The sequence below is a fragment of the Capnocytophaga gingivalis genome (assembly GCF_002302415.1).
GTDB lineage: Bacteria > Bacteroidota > Bacteroidia > Flavobacteriales > Flavobacteriaceae > Capnocytophaga > Capnocytophaga gingivalis.
Genome location: NZ_CP022386.1, coordinates 2,427,447 through 2,447,099 on the forward strand (window position 1 = coordinate 2,427,447; position 19,653 = coordinate 2,447,099).

The following is a 19,653-nucleotide window of genomic DNA, read 5'->3' on the forward strand; positions in this document are numbered from 1 at the left end:
AAATAGGACTTATTTGTTTTTTTTAACATAGATATTCTCTGCTACCATAGCCGAGATGTTAATTGTTTTGTTATCTAACTGAATTTCAATGGAATTGTCGAAAGGGTGTATCTCTGTTACTTGTATGTTTTTCCCGATAGAAATCTCCATTTTGTTCAGGTATTGTAGGAATTCCTTGGAGGTATTCTTCACACCAATACATTGCCCCGATTCTCCTTTCTTCAGTAGGCTGAGAAGTTCACTTTTGAATATGGGCATATTGCCTCTTTTGTCAGGAATAGGGTCTCCATGCGGATCTTTCTCAGGGTAGAGCAGGAGCTTGTCCAACTCTTCTATGAGCTTATCAGACTGTATATGTTCTAATTGTTCGGCAACCTCATGCACTTCATCCCAGGAAAAATGGAGCTTTTCTACCAAAAACACTTCCCAAAGGCGATGCTTGCGAATGATAAAAAGAGCGTTTTTTTCTCCTTCTTCGGTTAGGGAAACTCCTTGGTATTTCTTGTGATCCACCCAGCCTTTCTCATGTAGCTTCTTGAGCATATCCGTCACCGAGGAGGCTTTGGTCTGCATAGCTTCGGCTATGGCATTGGTGGTTACTTCCTCTTGGAGCTCTTGGCTGAGGTGATAGATGATTTTTAGATAATTTTCTTCAGAAAAAGTCATAGATTTGGATATTTTTGTTGTAGGATAGTGGCCATTTCCTCCTGTAGGTTATGGGCTGCCTCAGCTGCCTTCTGGGCAAAATCGTCTCCCTGTGAGGCATAGATTACTGCACGAGAAGCATTGATAATCAACCCTACCTCATCATTGAGCCCATACTTACATACCTCTTGTAGGTTGCCTCCTTGGGCACCTACTCCAGGTACAAGTAGGAAGGCTCGAGGAACGATGTGGCGAATGTCGGCTAAGTACTCTGCCTTGGTAGCTCCCACCACATACATGAGGTTCTGGGCATTATGCCACTGTTGCGAACGGGTGAGTACCTGCTGGTATAGTGGAGTGCCTTCGGTAGTAAGTGTTTGGAAATCAAAAGCCCCCTTATTGGAGGTCAAAGCCAAAAGGATGGTTGCTTTGTTCTCGAAAGCAAGAAAAGGCTCTACAGAGTCCTGCCCCATATAGGGGGCTACCGTCACACTATCGAATTGTAAGTCTTCGAAAAAGGCCTTGGCATACATCGTAGCGGTATTGCCTATATCACCTCGCTTGGCATCAGCAATGGTAAAGAGCTTAGGGTGTTGTTCGTTGAGGTACTCAATGGTTTTTCTCAGTGACAGCCAGCCCTTTTCCCCATAGGCTTCATAGAAGGCAATATTGGGCTTGTAGGCGATAGTATAGGGGTAGGTAGCATCAATAATTGCCTTGTTGAAGGCGAAAATAGGGTCTTCTTCCTTGAGGAGAAAAGGAGGAATTTTATTCAAATCCACATCCAATCCTACACAGAGAAAGGATCTTTTGCTGAATATTTCTTGCTTGAGTGTGTCTAAAGAGAATTTTTTCATAGAAAGACAGGTGTTTTCTTAATGGGATTTATCTTTTCCTAATGTGTTAATATATTTTTCTATAGGCATTCCCTTCACTTGTATTCCCTTGAGAATGGCCTGTCCTTGGTAGATTACTACCTCAGCATAGGCTTCGCTAAGGAGTCGCTCTGCGATAGGGGCTTTGTTCTCATTCATATAGTAGCGATTGGGAAGGTCTATCCATAAGTTGCGTGGCATATTTGTATAGCTATATTCGTAGAAAAGGTCTGTCTTTTGAGAAAGATAACTATTGGTGCTTGTAGGTTTTTCCTTGGTTATCTTTCCATAAAAAGCCATACCAGAATTGTCTTTTTCTACAGTGACATAAAGTTCTTTTATGTCTTTGAGATTTTGCAATTCTATAGGTAGATCTACTTTGTTATTGTGATATCTGATATTTACATAGCGCCCACGAAAAGCATCATAAGGGTCAAGGGGCTCAATCTGGAAGAGGAAGGTCTCTCCCTTGAGAAGGATAAATTCTCTCTCTAAAATCATTTTCAGAGGAAAAGCCAACTGTGCTAATACCATGAAGGTAAAGGCTATGATAAGGTGTTTCTTACGCATTTTTCTTTTGTTTTAGGATGAGATAATTAACCACAAAAAAGCTAATCCCTAAGAGGATAAAGACAATTCCTTTGAGTACAAAGGATAGGGAAGAGTCGAAAAAGCGGTAGACTACTTGGGCGGAAATCACTACAAGTCCGAAATTGACCAGTAGGGTACGCTCGCTCTTGAAGCCTTTCCACAGATAGTAGCTCCCAAGGGCAAGAATAGCTAAGTCATATAGGTAAGCTATTTGTGTGAAAGCAAGCAATATATATAGGATAGGGTAGAATAGGATAAGGTCAAAGGTTTGCTCTTTTTTATCTAACGAATAGTACTTGATAAGTAATGGTAAATACACAAAGGCAAACAAAAGTATAGTGGAGACTATTGTCTTAGGAGGGTGGTTTACATAGAATATTTCCTTGACAAAGAAACAAATAGCCAACCCACAAATGGCTGATACCTTGTAGGCATTGTAATAAATATAGGATTGTAGGTATTTTCCTATGATAAGATAGGCACCAGCGAGCATGACCAAACAGAAAGCATAGTCGTTATTGAAGTCAATGTTGTCCAAGAAAGAACAAACAATACATGCTACAAAGGCCGCTCCTGCCCAGTGGAAGATTCCTGTAATGTAGCTGGAGGCTTTCTCTCTTATATGCCAGAGGTAAAAGGGAAGTGCTAAGGCAAAGGCTAAGAGGGCAATAAAGAAGGTAGTCCACTCTTTGTCGGAGCCTAATGTAGCCAGTACACAACAGCCAATGTAATAGAGAACGGCGGTAGCCCGCGAACGCATCAGGTAGAGGGTCGGAAGGGCTAAGAGTAGCCATAGGGATAGAAAGTTGGCAAAGGAACTCTCCGGCAGGTTGTATACCTGATGTATCATGGCAATAGCGGCTCCTACAGAGAGACTGGTAAAGATGGCTACAGCTTCGGCATGCCACAAGTGGATACCTTTCTTAAAGAGGAGGTAGCCACATGCTGCCTGTCCTGCCAGTAAGGGAAGGAAGGAAATGAAAGTTTTTGTCCAGCGCGGGAGTTCGTCCCAGTTATGAGCTAAAAGGACAATCACTCCCAACCCTATCAGTAAGGCGCCTAAAGAGCCAAAGATAAGCAATAGTCTATGTGAGGACGAACTCCTTGCTCGCTCCTGAGCATAGTTGCGAATACGCTCAGCAACTTCAGCGGAGATGACCTCGGCGGAGACTAATTCGTCTAATTCATTTAGGATTTTCATATAATCAGGTTTTTAATAAGGTGATAAACTTGTCTATATAGAGTTGTTTTTCCTTGGATTTATATTGTTCTATATAGCGAGGGTGTTCCAAAACTACCATTTTCTCAAACAGAGAGGCTTCTTTGTTGAGTTTTTCTAAAAAAGTAGCATTTTTCTTGCCTAAGACATATACTTTTTGGGTATCAAGCCCCAAGGCTATATGTTTCTTGAGGGTCTCTATCATATACTCTCGTGTGAGGGTAAAGAGCTCAGAGTCATCGTAATAGTTGGCATTGAGCCAATTCCCTTGTGCATTTCGGCGAACAATGGCCAACGGAAAGGGAGAGTTGATGTAATAATCTTTGTAAAAAGCCTCCACTCCACCATATTGAGCTATCATATCATAGACGAATACTGAGGAGACCTCGTGAGTACGTGCCGACTGCATGCGAATGCCACAATCACTCTCCAAGTGCTTGGTGTCAGTGAAGGGTACCCCTGTAACCCCCGCCCCGTGCCGGCTGGGATTGATTCCAATGATAAACTTGCGCGGTGCCTCATCATGATAGAACCTATTATAAAAAGCAGTCATCACCTCTAGGGTTTCTGGATTGTCTAAATAGGGATTCAGCACTGCAAAACCCTCAGGAAGGCTGCCTGTGTACTGTAAGCCTTTGTTGAAAGCGATGATACGTTGTCCTATGCTAAGGGGTGGGGATATTTTAGTAGGTACTTGCTTCATAGGCTGTTATAACAATCCTTTTTTACTAAGATGGGTGATACTTTCTTCTACTACTTCATACACTCTATCGAGCTGTTTGTCAGTCATGATGTAAGGGGGTAATATATAAATGGTATGGTATACAGGGCGTAGGATTACACCATGGTCGATGTAAAACCGATAGAGTTCGTTACGAATAGTTCCATAATACTCTCCTGTATCGGGTACTTTCAGATCCATAGCAAAGATAACCCCCAGCGTGCGAGTACGTGCTACCTTAGGATGTTTGTCCATTTTGGCAGCAAAGGCTACATGCTTGGCATGGATACGCTTGAGGTTGTCCTGCATTTCTTCTTCTGCAAGAATCTTAAGGCTCTCCAAGGCTATCGCACAGCCCGTAGGATTGGCCATAAAGGTATGTCCGTGGAAGAGCGCTTTGCTGATATCATCACTATAGAAAGCCTGATAAATAGCCTCAGTGGTGGTGGTTACTGAAAGCGGAATAGTTCCCCCTGTGAGTGCTTTTGAGAGACAAATCATATCGGGCATTTCCTTCAGGTAATCACAAGCAAAGTTTTTCCCTGTTTTCCCAAAGCCTGTCATCACTTCATCGGCTATGGTCAGTACCTGATGCTCACGACAGATTTGGATAAGCTCATCCAATACCTCTGGGGCATACATACGCATACCTGCGGCTCCCATCACTAAGGGTTCAAAGATAAAACCTGCACACTTCTCCTGAGAGAGTATTTCCAAGAGGCGCTTCTTGCAAGCCTCTTCTTTGCCTTTCTCAGGAATAGGGATACGCACTACGTCCAAGAGCTGCCCCTGAAAAGCAGTGGTATATAGGGAAATACCCGATACAGCCATCGCTGCAAAAGTATCCCCATGGAAAGCTTCTTCAAAGGCGATAAAGGTGGTACGTTTCTCTCCTTGGTTATAGTAATACTGTAGGGCAATCTTTACAGCTACTTCTACAGCAGTGGAACCATTGTCGGAGAAGAAGACCTTGCTCTGGTTCTTAGGTAAGATCTTCAAAAGAGCTTCTGCCAAGTCACAAGCAGGCTGGTGGGTAAAGCCCCCGAAAAGCACATGCTCTAAAGAGGTGAGCTGCTCATAGGCCTTCTTGGCCAAGCGTTCGTTGCTATGCCCGTAGGGGTTGACCCACCATGAGGCAATAGCATCTATATAAGTATTGCCATTCTCATCCCACAGTAGGGCATCTTTTCCCTTGGTAATAGCAATAGGGGTGTCGCTGGTTTTGTGTTGGGTATAGGCGTGCCAAAGATATTGTTGGTCTTTTTCAGAAAGTGTCATCTTTTTTAGGCAAAGGTAAGAATTTATTGGAAAATGGAAGTGTTTTTTGTGATTTATTTTTTTGAACTCTCTAATGTATTTTTCTTCTTCAAAAAATCAAGGTACTCAGTACCACCCAAGGCGATGCTACTTTCTTCCATAGTTTCTAATGATTTTTAGTTGATAAGTCGATGAGCTGATTAGCCAATTAACACATTTGTCAATTGGCTAATTAGCAAATTGGCTTATATTTTTTTGGTTATCTTACAAAGATGTTGTACCTTTGTCCAATCAAATTCAAGGAATGAAGAAGGGTAGTTAGCGATAACCCTATAGTTCTATAACCCTTAATGAAAAAAGTAACCAAATGAAATATAAAAGAATCCTCCTTAAGTTAAGTGGAGAAGCCCTTATGGGCAACCGTCAGCATGGGATAGATCCTGCACGATTGAAGGAATATGCCATAGAAATCAAACAAGTGGTAGCACAAGGAGCTGAAATAGCAGTGGTCATAGGTGGAGGGAATATCTTCCGAGGAGTAGCCGGTGCTAGTAATGGTATGGATAGAGTACAAGGCGACTATATGGGGATGCTCGCAACGGTGATCAACTCCTTAGCGCTACAAAGTGCCTTGGAGGACGAGGGGGTGCTTACTCGCTTACAGACAGCCATTACCATGGAGGCTATCGCTGAGCCATTTATCCGCCGTAGAGCAGTACGCCACTTGGAGAAAGGTCGTGTGGTTATCTTTGGGGCTGGTACAGGAAATCCTTACTTTACTACCGATTCGGCAGCAGTACTCCGCGCCATAGAAATCAATGCCGATGTGATCCTAAAGGGTACCCGTGTAGATGGTATCTATACTGCTGATCCAGAGAAAGATCCAGACGCTACTAAGTATGATCATATTACTTTCACAGAAGCTATAGACAAGAATCTTAAGGTAATGGATATGACTGCCTTTACACTTAGTCAAGAAAACCACTTACCTATCATCGTTTTTGATATGAACAAAAAAGGCAATTTAGCAAAAGTAGTGGCAGGAGAAGCCGTCGGAACCATCGTTAATTAATGAAGAATCAAGAGTGAAAAGCGAAGAATGTAGCCAAGCAAATGAACTCGAATAGCTACTGACCTCTGCTCACTGCTCACTGATTACTATACAATGGAACATCATGAACATGACCATCATGGTCACCACCATCATCATGTACCTGATCTGAAACGTATCAATCAGGCCTTTTATGTAGGTATAGGAGCCAATGCCCTCTATACCCTGATAGAGTTTGTCATAGGAATTAGAATCAACTCCTTAGCCTTACTCTCCGATGCCAGCCATAACCTGAGTGATGTGGCAACTCTTATCATTTCTCTATTGGGAATGAAGTTAGCTCAGAGTGGTGCTACCAAGCTCTATACCTATGGATATAAGAAGGCTTCTATCTTGGCCTCGTTTGTCAATGCAGTAATTCTCTGCTTGATTGTTATTAAGATAGGGGTGGAGAGTATTGAACGCTTTTCCCACCCTCCTCAGATGCAGGGCGTTATGATTATTATCACGGCACTGATAGGGATACTGATCAATGGGCTTTCTGCTTTCCTTTTTTATAAAGGACAGAAGGACGATATTAATATTAAGGGGGCTTTCTTACATTTATTGGTAGATGCTTTAGTTTCCTTTGGAGTTATTGTCTCTGGAGCTATAATCTCCTTTACAGGCTGGAATATAATAGACCCAATCATTAGTTTTGTTATTGCTTTTGTGATCCTTTTCTCTACATGGTCTCTTCTGAAGGAAAGTATCAAGCTGATTTTGGATGGAGTTCCTCACCAGCTTTCCAATGAGCATATACAGGAGGTGCTGCTCAAGCACCCTAAGATATCCTCCGTACATCATGTGCACATATGGGCACTTAGTAGCTCGGAGAATGCCCTAACAGCCCACTTGGTGGTAGAAGAAGGGGTGTCCTTGGAGGATTTTATGGAGATAAAGAAACAGCTCAAGCATACCCTTTTTCATGAAGGGATACAGCATACTACTCTGGAGATAGATGCTAGCACTTTCTGCTGTGGAGATACTACCTGTAGTTGCTACCAGCATAAAGATTAAAATAGAGGGAGCTTAATGAGCTCCCTCTATTTTTAATTATAGTCAAACAGAAATGGTTTGCGAAAAATTAGCGTGAGCAGGTGTAGGGGCGAATGGCAATTCGCCCTTGAAAAAGAGCAAATAAAGAATTAATCTCTTGTTCTATTTATTCGCAACCTAAATATGATTGACTATATTATTTCAAGGCTTCTAAAGCAGCTTTGTAATCAGGTTCGTCGGTGATTTCCTCTACCTGTTCGGTATAGATAACTCTATACTCTTCATCCAATACAATGACAACACGAGAGAGTAAGCCCTTTAGTGGAGTATCCAAAAGTTCTACAGGATATTTTTTGGAAAAATCTCCACGGAAATCAGAAAGTACTTCTACATTGGTAAGCCCTTCTGCGCCACAGAAGCGAGCCATAGCAAAAGGTAGGTCTTTTGAGATACAAAGCACTTTTGTGTTGCTAAGCTTGCCTGCTTCCTCATTGAAGCGTCTTACAGAAGCAGCACATACTCCAGTGTCTACACTGGGGAATATGTTAAGCACTATACGTTGTCCTTGGTAATCGGAAAGAGATTTTTCTTTTAGATCTTTCCCTACAGCAACAAAATTGGCTGCTATACTGCCTACTTTAGGCAGTTCTCCTGCAGTAGTAGCAGGTTCATTATGAAATGTTATTTTTGCCATAAAAATAATTTTTTATTAGGGTACAAAGGTACATATTTATTGTAAAATAAAATACTTTTTTATCTTAAAATAAACGTTAAAAATCAGAGTGATTAGTTGAGGCGTCCTTGTAAGAATTTTTTTACCTTGATACGGTCATAGCCTTTACTTTCTTCCATGTCTTCTGTCTTTCGGGTAGCAAGAAGATTTCCATGTTTGTCAAGAATTAAAAAAGCAGGATATCCGTATTTTTCTCCTGGGTTTCCATACTTGGCAAAGGCTTTTTCATTCTTATTTTCAGGAGAATAATTCAGATGATAGTAAATGTATTTCTTATCTAAAATCTTCTTCAATTCTTTGTCAGTGGTAACCAAATGATTGAACCGTAGGCACCATACACACCAATTACCCCCAATCTGGATTAGGAGTTTTTTGTTTTGTTTCTGGCACTCGACAAGCAGTTCTTCTATTTTGGCAAGCCCATCTTCCTCTGTATTATAGGGTTTGGGTAGTGCTGCCTTTTCTTTGGCTACTTCTTCTGCTTGGGTCTGCCCCCAGATAAAGGGTTGCCCTATACACAAAAGGGCTATAAGAAATAATTGTTTCATCAATTATATAATAAGCATTGCATCTCCGTAGGAGAAGAATTTGTATTTTTCTTTGACAGCTTCCTCGTATGCATCCATGATGAGTTCGTGTCCAGCAAAGGCGGAAACCATCATTAGTAGGGTGGATTTAGGGGTGTGGAAGTTGGTAATCATTGCATTGGCAACACCAAAATCATAAGGAGGGAAGATGAACTTATTCGTCCACCCAATGAAAGGATTCAGAGTGTTGTGTGAGGATACGGAACTCTCCATGGCACGCATCACTGTTGTTCCTACAGCACATACACGCTTGCCCGCTTCCTTAGCTTTGTTCACTACCTGGCAAGCCTCCTGAGGGATAATAATCTCCTCACTGTCCATCTTGTGCTTGGAGAGGTCTTCTACCTCTACAGGGTTGAAGGTACCCAGACCTATATGTAAGGTAAGTTCAGCAAAGTTGATTCCCTTGATCTCAAGACGCTTCATCAGCTGTTTCGAGAAGTGTAGTCCAGCAGTAGGTGCTGCTACAGCTCCTTCGTATTTGGCATAGATAGTCTGGTAGCGCTCCTCATCTTCGGGCTCTACAGGACGAGAGATATACTTAGGGAGTGGGGTATGCCCCAGTTCTAAGAGTTTGTTGCGGAAGCCCTCGTAGGATCCATCGAAGAGAAAGCGAAGTGTACGCCCACGAGAAGTAGTATTGTCAATCACCTCAGCTACCAATTCTTCCTCAGGATCGAAAAACAGCTTGTTTCCAATACGTATTTTTCGCGCAGGGTCTACTAGGACATCCCATAAGCGTTGTTCTTTGTTAAGTTCGCGAAGGAGGAAAACCTCAATCTTAGCATTGGTTTTTTCCTTATGTCCGTATAGGCGGGCAGGGAATACTTTGGTATTGTTCAGTACAAATACATCTCCATCATCGAAATATTCGATTACGTCCTTGAACAGACGGTGTTCTATTTCTCCTGTTTTACGGTGAACGACCATAAGGCGTGCTTCATCACGATTCTCACTGGGGTATTCGGCAAGGAGTTCCTTAGGTAGGTTGAAGTTAAAGCTAGATAATTTCATCGTTATAGGTCAATAACATTAAGCCTGCAAAGGTACGATATTTAACAGAGGTTGTCAAGTGTTTTGTGAATTATTTTATTTTTTGACGGATTTTCTCCTCAATCTCTTCTACAGAAAGTCCTAGGCAGGGTATCACAAAGGCTGCTTGTGTGTAGAAAGCTGCCCGTTCGAAGAGGTGAATATTGACAAATTCTTCCAAATTTTCCTTGGCAATTCCTCTGATAAGCGGGCGCTGTTCCTGTTGCAGGGACAGTCGTGCCACGAGCTCCTTGGCAGGCAGTTGTAAGTAGAAGCTATAGGGAGTCGCCTCTCGAACCAGCTCCATCGCCTTGCCATAGCAGGGAGTGCCTCCGCCTAAGGCGACCACCATAGGGTAGGGGAGGGCAAGTAGTCTCTTGAGGTGTTCTTGCTCTTGTCGCCTGAAGTAGATTTCTCCTTTCTCTTGGAAGATTTCTGGGATACTTTTTCCCTCTTGCTCGGCTATAAAAACATCCAAATCCTGAAAAGGAAGCGAAAGAGAGGTCGCTATATGGGCTCCTATGGTCGATTTTCCACAACCCATGTATCCTAAAAGAATAATTTTTTTACTCATAAATATCAGTGTAATAGCGTGTTGCGATATGTGCAAAAATAAAATGCAAAAATAATCATTTTTTTGCTTGTTTATATCGAAAAAATCCGTAATTTTGCACCCGCATTAAAATCCTTATTTAGGAGATAGTTTAGGACTTGGTAGCTCAGTTGGTAGAGCACAACACTTTTAATGTTGGGGTCCTGGGTTCGAGCCCCAGCCAGGTCACATTTTTTCATTTTGAGAGATTTTAAATTTTACGCGGCGACTTGGTAGCTCAGTTGGTAGAGCACAACACTTTTAATGTTGGGGTCCTGGGTTCGAGCCCCAGCCAGGTCACACAGAAGATTTTATGACTCGGTAGCTCAGTTGGCAGAGCACGACACTCTTAATGTTGGGGTCGTGGGTTCGAGGCCCACCCGGGTCACTATATTTTAGTTGTTGTAGCTAAAAGTAATATTGGGTTTTATTTTGCCTACGTGGAGAAATTGGTAGACTCGCCATCTTGAGGGGGTGGTGCTCGTTAGGGCGTGCTGGTTCGAATCCAGTCGTAGGCACGGAAGTCCTTGAGCTTTAGCTCAGGGATTTTTTGTTATACTCACCTTATAATTCTCTTGCCCTTGAAGGATCTCTTACAACAGGATTATCAACTACTGGTAGCCATTAATCAGACAGGGTCTATCCCTTGGGATGCTTTCTGGTTAGCTATTACTAATGCTTGGCATTGGGTGCCTTTCTTTGCACTTATCCTATGGGCTAATTTCTATTTCTTTGAGAAAAAAAAAGCATGGCGTATCTTTGGTTATGCTATAGGAACTCTTCTCTTTACAGTACTCATTACCAATACTACTAAGGAACTGGTAGCTCGCTTACGCCCACTACATACCCCAGAGTTGATCCCTCAGCTCCGTATCCTCCTGACAGAAAGGGGGTATAGCTTCTTCTCAGGACATACTAGCAATAGTTTTGCCTTGACCACTTTTTTGTATCTTGTCTTTAGAAAACGTATGAAGGTGGCTTTTTGGCTCTTTCTATGGCCTATTCCCTATGCTTATAGCCGATTGTACTTAGGGGTACATTTCCCTACAGATATATTAGTGGGGCTTTTGGTGGGAATCACCACGGCTCATATAGGCTACTGGCTCTATAGGAAAAATGAGCAAAGACTTATCTCCAAAGATTCTCCACAGTATACCCCTCAACCTCTCCAAAAATAAGAGTGGCTAAGTAGGGATTGTCGATAAAAGGATTCCGATTGCCCTGCGCTGCTTCTATCTCATTGTTGCGCTGTATTTCTAAAACTGATATAGGATCTTCAGCATTCCACTTGAGTAAGAGAGAAATCCCTCCCACACTTACTTGCTCACAAGGTAGATTATATCTCAGATTCATGTACAGCACCATACGTGCCACATCACCACGATAGTCATCGGACGGATACCATGCTTTCCTTTGAAAAACCCTGCCTGCTTGTCCTTTTCCCGCACCAAAAGGTAGGTTCCCTCGTGAGGAATTTTTACTCCTATCGGCATATTGTAGGTGGTGTAAGTCTCCCAAGGGTTCTTCTGTACTATGACTAAGTCTCTTGATGTAGCTTTGTGGGTAGATGTGTTCGGTATTGATAGTGCCTTCTGGATTTCCTCTTTTCTGAACAAATTCCTTTGAGCGACTCTCTCCTGTATACATAAGCAAAAGGTTGCCTGTTTTCTTTGGGTCTGCATTAGCTTTCTCCAGAAAGGGATGTCGCTTGCTATAGGGAAGAATGTGGGTGTGTTTTACAATAGTAAGCACTGCCAATTCTTCCTTGAGAGCTTCTCCTCTTTTAGAAAAATCGACATTTTGGTAGTAATATTTGAGCTTTTTGGGAACTATAATAGGCTCATAGGAGGAAAGGGTGTGCTGCCCATAGGAGAGCACATTCAGGAAGGTAAGTAGAATCAGTGGTATTAGTCTCATAAGAAAAAGGGAGCTATAAAAAGCCCCCTCATTAAGTTATTTCCAAGTGTTTTCAGCAGGATTGCCACCCCATATTTTGGTAGCCAAATAAGGATTGTCTATAAAAGGATTGCGGTTGCCCTGAGCTTCTTCTATGACATTGTTGCGCTGTTGCTCCAGTGCAGATACAGGATCTTCGGCATTCCATCGGAGCATCAGCTTTACTCCATCGGTGCTTATCCTATCCCAAGGTAAGTTGTAGTGTAGATTCATATACATTACCATACGAGCTACATCTCCTTTGAACTCATCCGAAGGATACCAGCCACCTCCTACCTTGCGAGCACGCCCACTTCCTTGGGTAAAAGGAAGGTTTCCACGAGTGCTGTTGACATTTTTGTCACAAGCACGTAAGTGATGTAGGTCTCCTTTTTGTTGTCCTGCATTGGAGAGTTTACTTTGAGGAAAGACATGCTCTGTATTTACAGTGCTAGCATAATAGTTACGACTCTCTCCTGTGTATAGGAGGATTGCATTTCCTCTATGAGCGGGATCGGCATCTGCTTTAGAGAGGTACTGATTACGCTGACCATACCCTAAGAAAGTATGGTGTTTCTTTATGGTATGAGCAGCCAATTCATCTCTGAAGGCATTCCCTGTTTTAGTGAAATCCACCCCCAGATAGTAGGCTTTTAGCTTCAGAGGTACCTTGATTTCTCCTGTCTCCTTTGAAGGGTTGTCAGGCTGCTTAGGCGTTTCTGGGGTTTCAGGTTGCTTAGGAGTCTCTGGAGTTTCAGGTTGCTTAGGCGTTTCCGGTGTTTCCGGTTTCTTAGGTGTTTCGGGCGTTTTAGGTGTCTCCTGAGGTGTTTGAGGCTTTTCTATGAGCCTATCCTCAATACTCTCACCACTACAAGCTATAAGAGCTAAGGCCAAAGAAAGTTGGATAAATACTTTTTTCATAAGTTACTTTTTTAGGTTATCTTTTCAGTAGGACAAAGATACAATTTTTTATCCATTTAGGCAAGGAAAAAGAGTTTTTATTTCCAAGTATTTTCTGGAGTATACCCCGTCACTTCTCCGAAAATAAGAGTGGCTAAGTAGGGATTGTCTATAAAAGGGTTGCGATTGCCCTGCGCTGTTTCTATCTCATTGTTGCGCTGAAGTTCTAAGGGGGATACTGGATCTTGTGCATTCCACATAAGGAAGAGACTTACTCCCTGATTGCTTACATGATTCCAAGGAAGGTTATACCTTAGGTACATATACATAATCATACGGGCTACATCTCCTCGGTACGCGTCGGAAGGGTACCAAGCCTTACCGTTGCTGACTATTTTAGCTTCTTTCTCTCCTTTGCCGAAGGGGAGGTTACTCCTTTGGCTATTTATATTACCATCACAGTAGCGCAAGTGGTGTAGGTCTCCTATAGGGCGTTCAGGGTTACTGTATTTTTTTAGGTAACTCTGTGGGTATATATGCTCAGTATTCACCGAACGGTTGATATGGCTTTTCTCTCGGGATTCACCTGTATATACGACAATTACATTTTCTGGATTGTTCAGGTCTTCATCGGCTTTCTTCAGATAAGGATGGCGCTGTAGATAGTCTAAAATACGGGTATGTTTGCTTATGGTAAGGATAGCTAAATCCTCCTTGAGGGCTTCACCTCTTTGGGAAAAATTAATGCTTTGGTAATAGTATTTGAGCTTATTGGGTACTCTGATCTCCTGATAGGTTTGGGGTACCTGTGGGCGCTCTTTCTCTTTTTCTCGCTCAAGAGTCTCTATCTCCTTGTAGGGATCGTTAGGGTTTTGGCTTAGGTCTTCCCCTTTACAAGAGAGAAGTAAGGACGCAAAGGATAGGATAAGGAGTATCTTCTTCATAAATAGTTGTTTTTTAAAAAGTGATGGATATTTGCAGGATATTTTTTGTTTCTTCTATCGCTAAGAATCTTTCGTCGGCACGCTTGCCTATGACCCAAAGGATTTGATCGGTAGCATCGGTAAGCAGCCACTGGTTTTCCTTGTCATAAAGGGAGTACTTCTCATCTTTGAAATACTTGCGTAGGGTCTTTCGCTTTCCCCCCATTCCTTGCGGATAGAATAAGTCTCCTTCTTTTCGCTTGCGTAAGTGCAGGGGAAACTGTATCTTGTCTCTGTCCAAGAATAGGGTATCAGCAAGCCCTCTCTCTATGGCTTTGGTAGAGCCGATTCTTAGGGCTATGGGGTAGCTAAGTTCTTCCATATCCTCTGCAATAGAATAGCTTGTTTCTGTATCTATTTCTTTAGGACTTATCAACCATTGCCCTCTGTTGGAGAGTAGGCGATGGGTGTCTGAGCTTAGTTGCCGCCCTGTAGAGGCTCGCAAAAATCGTTCCAAAATCTCAGTATCTCCAAATCCGTAAGGGGAGAGGAGTTCATATAGTAGAAAACGTCTGTGAGGGTGATCTCTGAGTTTTTCTACTTCAAAGACAATAGGTTGCCCCATTATGAACCATTCCTTTCGGTATTGTGCTACACTCTCTTGAAGGAAGTCATAGGAAAGTTGTAGGAGGTTTTGTGTTTTTTCGAAATTCTTAAAGAAATTAGGGTGTATTTCCTTGAGAATAGGGGAGAGGTGATGCCGTATCTTGTTGCGAGTATAGGCGTCAGAGCCATTAGAGCTATCTTCTCTCCAGCAGATACCTCTCTCTTGGGCAAAGGCAAGAATTTCTTCTCTGGAGAAGGGGAGCAAAGGACGAAGCACATGAGCGTTCTCAGCGGGAATGCCCAAAAGTCCTTTTAGTCCGCTGCCACGGGAGGTATTGATAAGGAAGGTCTCCCAGGAATCATTCGCCTGATGTGCAGTAAGAATATAGTCATATCCTTGTTCCTGACGTAGGGTTTCGAACCACTCATAGCGTAGTACCCGTGCGGCCAGCTGAGTATTTAGGCCATGTGCCTTGCCATAGGTCTTGGTCTCAAAGCGCTTGATGGCAATAGGTACTAAGAGTTCCTTGGCAAGGGTCTCTACAAAGTGTTGGTCACCTTCACTCTCTTCTCCCCGAAGTTGGAAGTTACAATGTGCCATAAGGAAGGGTATCCCCAGCTCATGGAGTAGGTGTGCCAATACAACACTATCTATCCCTGCGCTGATGGCCAAGATGATTCTTTTTTGCCATAGCAGGGGGAAGTGTTGCTGAAGATGTGTTTCAAAAGCGTTTATCATGCTCGAAGAGGACTATAATAAAAAAGCTCTCAGAGAAGTTCTGAGAGCTTAGTGCGGGTGATAGGACTCGAACCTACACACCTCACGGCACCAGATCCTAAGTCTGGCGTGTCTACCAATTTCACCACACCCGCGTGCGATTTTTAAGACAGGGCAAAGTTACAACTATTTTTTGAATTGGCAAGCAAAAATCAATTATTTTTTAAAAAATTTCAAAAGTTGTTTATTACTAAGTAGTTAGGAGTATTATAAAAGCATTTTCATAGCTTTCTGAAGACCTGTAACTAAGCGGTCAACTTCTTCAAGGGTATTATAAACGGCGAAGCTGGCGCGTATAGTCCCTGGGATGTGATAAAAATCCATCACAGGTTGGGCGCAGTGATGACCTGTACGCACGGCTATGCCCATCTGGTCAAGGAGTGTTCCTACATCGTAAGGATGGGCACCCTCTACATTGAAGGAGATGACACCAGCTTTGCGATCCAGATCATGGGTACCATAGATGGTGATGCCGCCCAAGCCTTGGATCTGCTCATGGGCATACTTCAGCAGTTTGTGCTCATAAGCAGCAATATCGGCCATACCTAAGGAATGCATATAGTCTATGGCAACTCCATAGGCGATTCCTCCACATATATTCGGGGTTCCTGCCTCTAACTTATAGGGGAGGTCGGCGTAGGTTGTCTCTTCAAAGCAGACGGTCTTGATCATATCACCTCCGCCTTTGTAGGGAGGGAGCTTCTCAAGCCAGGTTTCCTTTCCATAGAGAAAACCAATGCCTGTAGGAGCATACATTTTGTGTCCAGAGGCGGCGTAGAAGTCTGCATCTAAGTCTTGTACATCTATGGAAAAGTGTGGACAGCTCTGGGCACCATCGATAAGGACAACAGCTCCCACGCTGTGGGCTAAGTGGATGATTTCTTTGACAGGGTGTACATTGCCCAAGGCATTGGATACATGCTGACAGCTCACTACCTTGGTGCGTTCTGAGAGCATCGCTTTGAAATCCTCCATCACGATCATACCCTCCTTGTCCACAGGAATGGGGCGTACCACAGCTCCTGTACGCTGAGCAAGTAGCTGCCAAGGGACAATGTTGCTATGGTGCTCAGTGGTCAGTACCAAGATCTCTTCTCCAGCCTTTACAAAAGGGGTCAGGCAGGTAGCTACCAAGTTGATTCCCTCGGTGGTGCCACTGGTGAAAAGTACCTCATAGGGTTTGGCGGCATTGATATGCTTTTGGAGCTTCTTGCGGGCTGTCTCATAAGCTTCTGTAGCCTCTTGGCTGAGGGTATGCACCCCTCGGTGGATATTGGCATTGTAGGTGGTATAGTACTGTACTATACTATCGATTACCTGTTGGGGCTTTTGACAGGTCGCTCCATTGTCAAAATATACTAAGGGATTACCTCCTATCTTTCTCTCTAAGATAGGGAAATCACGGCGAATTTCTGCGATAGATTTCATAAAATAAATAATAAGAAAAAAGTAAAAAGGTGCTATCTATAGTCAGATGGCACCTTACTTGTTACAGAAAGTTATAAACATTATTTCTTATGTCTTGGTTCAGAGGAAACAGTAAGTTTTTTTCTTCCTTTAGCTCTACGACGTGCCAATACTTTACGTCCGTTCGCCGTAGCCATACGTTCTCTGAAGCCGTGTTTATTTCTTCTTTTTCTCTTGGAAGGTTGAAATGTTCTTTTCATCGGATTGAATATTAATATCTTAAATTAAACGTTTACTTGATAAAGCTCCCATAAAAGAAAGCGGGGCAAAGGTACTATTATTTTTTGGAATGTACAAATATTTTTAAAATCTTTCTTGAAAATTTGTAGGATTGGAAATATTATGCTACTTTTGGCACTCTTAATACTTTGTCTTTATGGAGTTGTTACTCAAGTATTTTCCTGAACTTACCCCTACACAAGTGGCTCAATATACTCAGGCTGTAAGCCTGTATAAGGAGTGGAACGCCCGTATTAATGTGATTTCTCGTAAGGATATGGAACACTTTGTTCTTCATCACCTGCTTCATTCCTTAGGGATTGCCAAGATTCACCTTCTTTCGGCAGGGCAAAAGGTCTTGGACGTAGGTACAGGGGGAGGTTTCCCAGGGATTCCCTTGGCAATTCTCTATCCAGAGGTGTCTTTCCACTTGGTGGATTCCATAGGTAAGAAGATCAAGGTGGTAGAGGAAGTAGCCTCTGCTTTGTCTCTTTCCAATGTCACCTACCAGCAGGCTCGTGTAGAGACTCTTACAGGGCAATATGACTATATTGTAAGCCGTGCTGTGACCCAAATGGCTGACTTCTACAAGTTCACCAAGCATCTGCTCAAGCCTGTAACCCATAAGGGCGATAAGCGAGGAATCCTCTACCTAAAAGGGGGCGATCTTACCGAGGAATTGGCGGCTTTCCCTTCTGCTACTGTTTATAACCTTTCTGAGGTCTTTGAGGAGGATTTTTTTGAGACAAAAAAAGTGGTATATCTATAGTAATACCCATTGATCCTCTGTGATATAGTACTCCATCCAGTATTGGTTTTCTTTGCAGATTCCTTTTAGAATCAATGTATTGTCTGAAAAAGTGATTTCTTGTATAAGGTCGAAAACTTCTCGTTGTGCTCCTTCACAAATCACTTCAGTGGGTTTGATATAAGGAGCAGGAGAAAGGAATATCTTTACCAATGGCGTCTGTTTCTCCTGACACTTTATATACACTACCATTTTCACTCGTGTTCTCCTCCGGAACTTGTACATTACCAACACAGGCGGTGATGGAGTTGTAAGAAATAGACACAGCTGGTATTATTAAAAACTCCAAATTGATGAAATATGATAGTAAAGGAGGTCGTTACAATCAATACCTCGGATAAGAGCCTTTTACAAATTCTATTCCTTGGAGAAATCCAAGTTATTGAATGATTCGACTATTAACTCTATACATCGTTTGCCTGCTTCCCAATAATAATTATTTAAGCTGGGTCTTGGTCCAATTGATTCAATATAACAGATGCCGCTATTACTTTGTATAAGATATGACATGAGAAAAGCTCTGAATTGTTTTTCAGGGTATTCTAAATCTCCTTGAATGTACCATGCTTTTTCTAATTTTGGATTTAGAATATTATCAGCTACCTTTTTTTGTATTTTGCATTCAAATTCTGATATGTTTTTTAAACGTGTTTCTATGTTCGAGGTGATGCTTTCAAAATTTTCTTTGCTTGTCTTCGCATACAAATATATATTGACTACACCTATATTCTTTCCTTCGTCTTCATGCTTAAGAAGAAAACGAATAGATTGGGCGGACAAATTATCATGATTGCTGTCCTTGAACATCTTCCATGATGTTGGGAAATAAAATGTGAAATTATTTTGTTTGAAGTTGAAACTAAAGGGTTGTAAATTTTCTGCCATGTTCCAATTCGTCTTGTTTATCAAATCCCAATTATTTGTGATTTGGAGCATATCCAACATCCTTCCTTGATAATCTTCTTTAAAGCAAGATGCTTTTGCCATAAAATAATTAGCTCCTGAAAAATCAGGATCATAGTCTTTTAGTACAGAAAAGCGAGATATTACACTCTCACCTTTATTTGTTTTCTTTGACGTGAGAATATCAGCATAAGTTCCTGTTGAAGTCCCATTAATTTTCCTGTAGTGAAGAATGTTTTCTCCCATCAGATCAAGTTTTTTAACAAGCCAATCTGCTGCGTTCATTTCATACCAACAATGTTCATAATATACGGAGACCTCTAACATCGAACAGGTTTTGTCAACACTAACATATTGCCCGATATTATTAATGTCAAGTCCTTCTATAGGTTGCTTTTTAATCTGTACAGGTTTTACGTCCTTAGGTAGCAGAATCCAATACGCTAATTGTGATTCTGCAGCTGTATAGTTACATTTCCAATAACGCTTAATCTGTTCTTCTTTTGAATAAGATTGTTGGATGGGAAACATTTCTTTATTATTTATTTAAGTTTCGCAAGTTCTATAACTTACTGATTCTCAAAACATCCCCTCACATACCCAGCTGTGGACACTCGCTAGCTATCCCCCCTTGAGGGGGTAGTAAGTAGTAGAGGCTCAATAAGTTATAGAAGAAAAATTTTTCCAATATGACAACAAATTAGGCTATTTTAACGCCCTTAAAGACACATACTCCGCTTTCGCGGACTTTCCCTTTGGAGGGGGTGGGGGGA

Annotated in this window: 22 protein-coding genes and 5 tRNA genes; 8 read left to right on the forward strand and 19 right to left on the reverse strand. The window is 42.2% G+C overall.

Going from position 1 to position 19,653, the window contains the following annotated elements:
• Positions 1–9: 9 nt before the first annotated feature.
• From CGC50_RS11475 to bioA, 6 genes are read right to left on the reverse strand one after another with little or no spacing between them, the layout of a single operon-like run.
• Entirely contained in the window at positions 10–666 is a 657-nt protein-coding gene (locus tag CGC50_RS11475; RefSeq protein ID WP_095910921.1) for a metal-dependent transcriptional regulator, read from the reverse strand.
• Positions 663–1,502, reverse strand: a complete 840-nt coding sequence (gene pyrF / locus CGC50_RS11480) for an orotidine-5'-phosphate decarboxylase (RefSeq protein ID WP_095910922.1) — start codon at positions 1,500–1,502, stop codon at positions 663–665. Before pyrF ends, CGC50_RS11475 begins: the two co-directional genes overlap by 4 nt.
• 18 nt (positions 1,503–1,520) lie before the next feature.
• Positions 1,521–2,090 carry a GDYXXLXY domain-containing protein gene (locus tag CGC50_RS11485; RefSeq protein WP_095910923.1) on the reverse strand — a complete coding sequence of 190 codons (570 nt, stop codon included), beginning with the start codon at positions 2,088–2,090 and terminating at the stop codon, positions 1,521–1,523.
• Entirely contained in the window at positions 2,083–3,312 is a 1,230-nt protein-coding gene (locus CGC50_RS11490) for a DUF2157 domain-containing protein (RefSeq protein WP_095910924.1), read from the reverse strand. Before CGC50_RS11490 ends, CGC50_RS11485 begins: the two co-directional genes overlap by 8 nt.
• 4 nt (positions 3,313–3,316) lie before the next feature.
• Positions 3,317–4,033 carry an SMUG2 DNA glycosylase family protein gene (locus CGC50_RS11495; RefSeq protein ID WP_002669473.1) on the reverse strand — a complete coding sequence of 239 codons (717 nt, stop codon included), beginning with the start codon at positions 4,031–4,033 and terminating at the stop codon, positions 3,317–3,319.
• A gap of 6 nt (positions 4,034–4,039) precedes the next feature.
• Entirely contained in the window at positions 4,040–5,329 is a 1,290-nt protein-coding gene (bioA, locus tag CGC50_RS11500) for an adenosylmethionine--8-amino-7-oxononanoate transaminase (RefSeq protein WP_095910925.1), read from the reverse strand.
• A 346-nt stretch (positions 5,330–5,675) separates the two neighbouring features.
• Here bioA and pyrH point away from each other — a divergent pair, with 346 nt between their 5' ends.
• Both pyrH and CGC50_RS11510 read left to right on the forward strand, forming a co-directional pair.
• Positions 5,676–6,380 carry a UMP kinase gene (gene pyrH / locus CGC50_RS11505; protein ID WP_095910926.1) on the forward strand — a complete coding sequence of 235 codons (705 nt, stop codon included), beginning with the start codon at positions 5,676–5,678 and terminating at the stop codon, positions 6,378–6,380.
• A gap of 93 nt (positions 6,381–6,473) precedes the next feature.
• Complete coding sequence (locus tag CGC50_RS11510; RefSeq protein ID WP_002669391.1) at positions 6,474–7,418, forward strand: cation diffusion facilitator family transporter; 945 nt, start codon at positions 6,474–6,476, stop codon at positions 7,416–7,418.
• 175 nt (positions 7,419–7,593) lie between these two features.
• Here CGC50_RS11510 and tpx read toward each other — a convergent pair whose 3' ends face one another.
• The 4 genes from tpx to CGC50_RS11530 all read right to left on the reverse strand — a co-directional run bounded on the left by tpx (position 7,594) and on the right by CGC50_RS11530 (position 10,323).
• A complete protein-coding gene (gene tpx / locus CGC50_RS11515; RefSeq protein ID WP_095910927.1) occupies positions 7,594–8,091 on the reverse strand; it encodes a thiol peroxidase in 498 nt (165 codons plus the stop codon).
• Positions 8,092–8,183: 92 nt separating this feature from the next.
• Positions 8,184–8,678: a thioredoxin family protein gene (locus CGC50_RS11520; RefSeq protein WP_198541608.1), complete on the reverse strand. Its 495-nt coding sequence runs from the start codon at positions 8,676–8,678 to the stop codon at positions 8,184–8,186.
• Positions 8,679–8,681: 3 nt separating this feature from the next.
• Positions 8,682–9,731: a tRNA preQ1(34) S-adenosylmethionine ribosyltransferase-isomerase QueA gene (queA, locus tag CGC50_RS11525; protein WP_002669509.1), complete on the reverse strand. Its 1,050-nt coding sequence runs from the start codon at positions 9,729–9,731 to the stop codon at positions 8,682–8,684.
• 70 nt (positions 9,732–9,801) lie between these two features.
• The gene (locus CGC50_RS11530) at positions 9,802–10,323 is read right to left on the reverse strand and encodes a shikimate kinase (protein ID WP_095910929.1); all 522 of its coding nucleotides are present in this window, start codon (positions 10,321–10,323) and stop codon (positions 9,802–9,804) included.
• Positions 10,324–10,457: 134 nt separating this feature from the next.
• Between CGC50_RS11530 and CGC50_RS11535 the strand changes: the two genes are divergently transcribed.
• The 5 genes from CGC50_RS11535 to CGC50_RS11555 all read left to right on the forward strand — a co-directional run bounded on the left by CGC50_RS11535 (position 10,458) and on the right by CGC50_RS11555 (position 11,519).
• A tRNA-Lys gene (locus tag CGC50_RS11535) sits at positions 10,458–10,530 on the forward strand.
• A gap of 38 nt (positions 10,531–10,568) precedes the next feature.
• A tRNA-Lys gene (locus CGC50_RS11540) sits at positions 10,569–10,641 on the forward strand.
• A 15-nt stretch (positions 10,642–10,656) separates the two neighbouring features.
• Positions 10,657–10,729: transfer RNA gene (locus CGC50_RS11545), tRNA-Lys, on the forward strand.
• A gap of 46 nt (positions 10,730–10,775) precedes the next feature.
• A tRNA-Leu gene (locus CGC50_RS11550) sits at positions 10,776–10,859 on the forward strand.
• 63 nt (positions 10,860–10,922) lie between these two features.
• Positions 10,923–11,519, forward strand: a complete 597-nt coding sequence (locus CGC50_RS11555; RefSeq protein WP_095911364.1) for a phosphatase PAP2 family protein — start codon at positions 10,923–10,925, stop codon at positions 11,517–11,519.
• Here CGC50_RS11555 and CGC50_RS11560 read toward each other — a convergent pair.
• The 7 genes from CGC50_RS11560 to rpmH all read right to left on the reverse strand — a co-directional run bounded on the left by CGC50_RS11560 (position 11,470) and on the right by rpmH (position 17,150).
• The gene (locus tag CGC50_RS11560) at positions 11,470–12,258 is read right to left on the reverse strand and encodes an endonuclease I family protein (protein ID WP_232781125.1); all 789 of its coding nucleotides are present in this window, start codon (positions 12,256–12,258) and stop codon (positions 11,470–11,472) included. The two genes, CGC50_RS11555 and CGC50_RS11560, sit on opposite strands and share 50 nt — an antisense overlap.
• A gap of 36 nt (positions 12,259–12,294) precedes the next feature.
• Entirely contained in the window at positions 12,295–13,197 is a 903-nt protein-coding gene (locus tag CGC50_RS11565) for an endonuclease I family protein (protein ID WP_095910930.1), read from the reverse strand.
• A gap of 77 nt (positions 13,198–13,274) precedes the next feature.
• On the reverse strand, positions 13,275–14,120 hold the full coding sequence (locus CGC50_RS11570) for an endonuclease I family protein (RefSeq protein ID WP_095910931.1): 846 nt from the start codon (positions 14,118–14,120) through the stop codon (positions 13,275–13,277).
• Positions 14,121–14,133: 13 nt separating this feature from the next.
• Positions 14,134–15,444, reverse strand: coding sequence for a tRNA lysidine(34) synthetase TilS (tilS, locus tag CGC50_RS11575; protein ID WP_095910932.1), 1,311 nt, complete (start codon positions 15,442–15,444; stop codon positions 14,134–14,136).
• Positions 15,445–15,496: 52 nt separating this feature from the next.
• Positions 15,497–15,578 (reverse strand) — tRNA-Leu (locus tag CGC50_RS11580).
• A 112-nt stretch (positions 15,579–15,690) separates the two neighbouring features.
• Positions 15,691–16,911 carry an aminotransferase class V-fold PLP-dependent enzyme gene (locus CGC50_RS11585; RefSeq protein WP_095910933.1) on the reverse strand — a complete coding sequence of 407 codons (1,221 nt, stop codon included), beginning with the start codon at positions 16,909–16,911 and terminating at the stop codon, positions 15,691–15,693.
• Between the two features lie 80 nt (positions 16,912–16,991).
• Positions 16,992–17,150, reverse strand: coding sequence for a 50S ribosomal protein L34 (gene rpmH / locus CGC50_RS11590; RefSeq protein ID WP_002669412.1), 159 nt, complete (start codon positions 17,148–17,150; stop codon positions 16,992–16,994).
• Between the two features lie 176 nt (positions 17,151–17,326).
• On the opposite strand from rpmH, the gene rsmG reads away from it, so the two are divergent.
• On the forward strand, positions 17,327–17,938 hold the full coding sequence (gene rsmG / locus CGC50_RS11595) for a 16S rRNA (guanine(527)-N(7))-methyltransferase RsmG (protein WP_095910934.1): 612 nt from the start codon (positions 17,327–17,329) through the stop codon (positions 17,936–17,938).
• Here rsmG and CGC50_RS11600 read toward each other — a convergent pair.
• Positions 17,933–18,169: a hypothetical protein gene (locus CGC50_RS11600; protein ID WP_095910935.1), complete on the reverse strand. Its 237-nt coding sequence runs from the start codon at positions 18,167–18,169 to the stop codon at positions 17,933–17,935. The two genes, rsmG and CGC50_RS11600, sit on opposite strands and share 6 nt — an antisense overlap.
• A 165-nt stretch (positions 18,170–18,334) precedes the next feature.
• Positions 18,335–19,411 (reverse strand): hypothetical protein, encoded by a 1,077-nt coding sequence (locus CGC50_RS11605; RefSeq protein WP_095910936.1) that lies wholly within the window; start codon positions 19,409–19,411, stop codon positions 18,335–18,337.
• Positions 19,412–19,653: the final 242 nt, after the last annotated feature.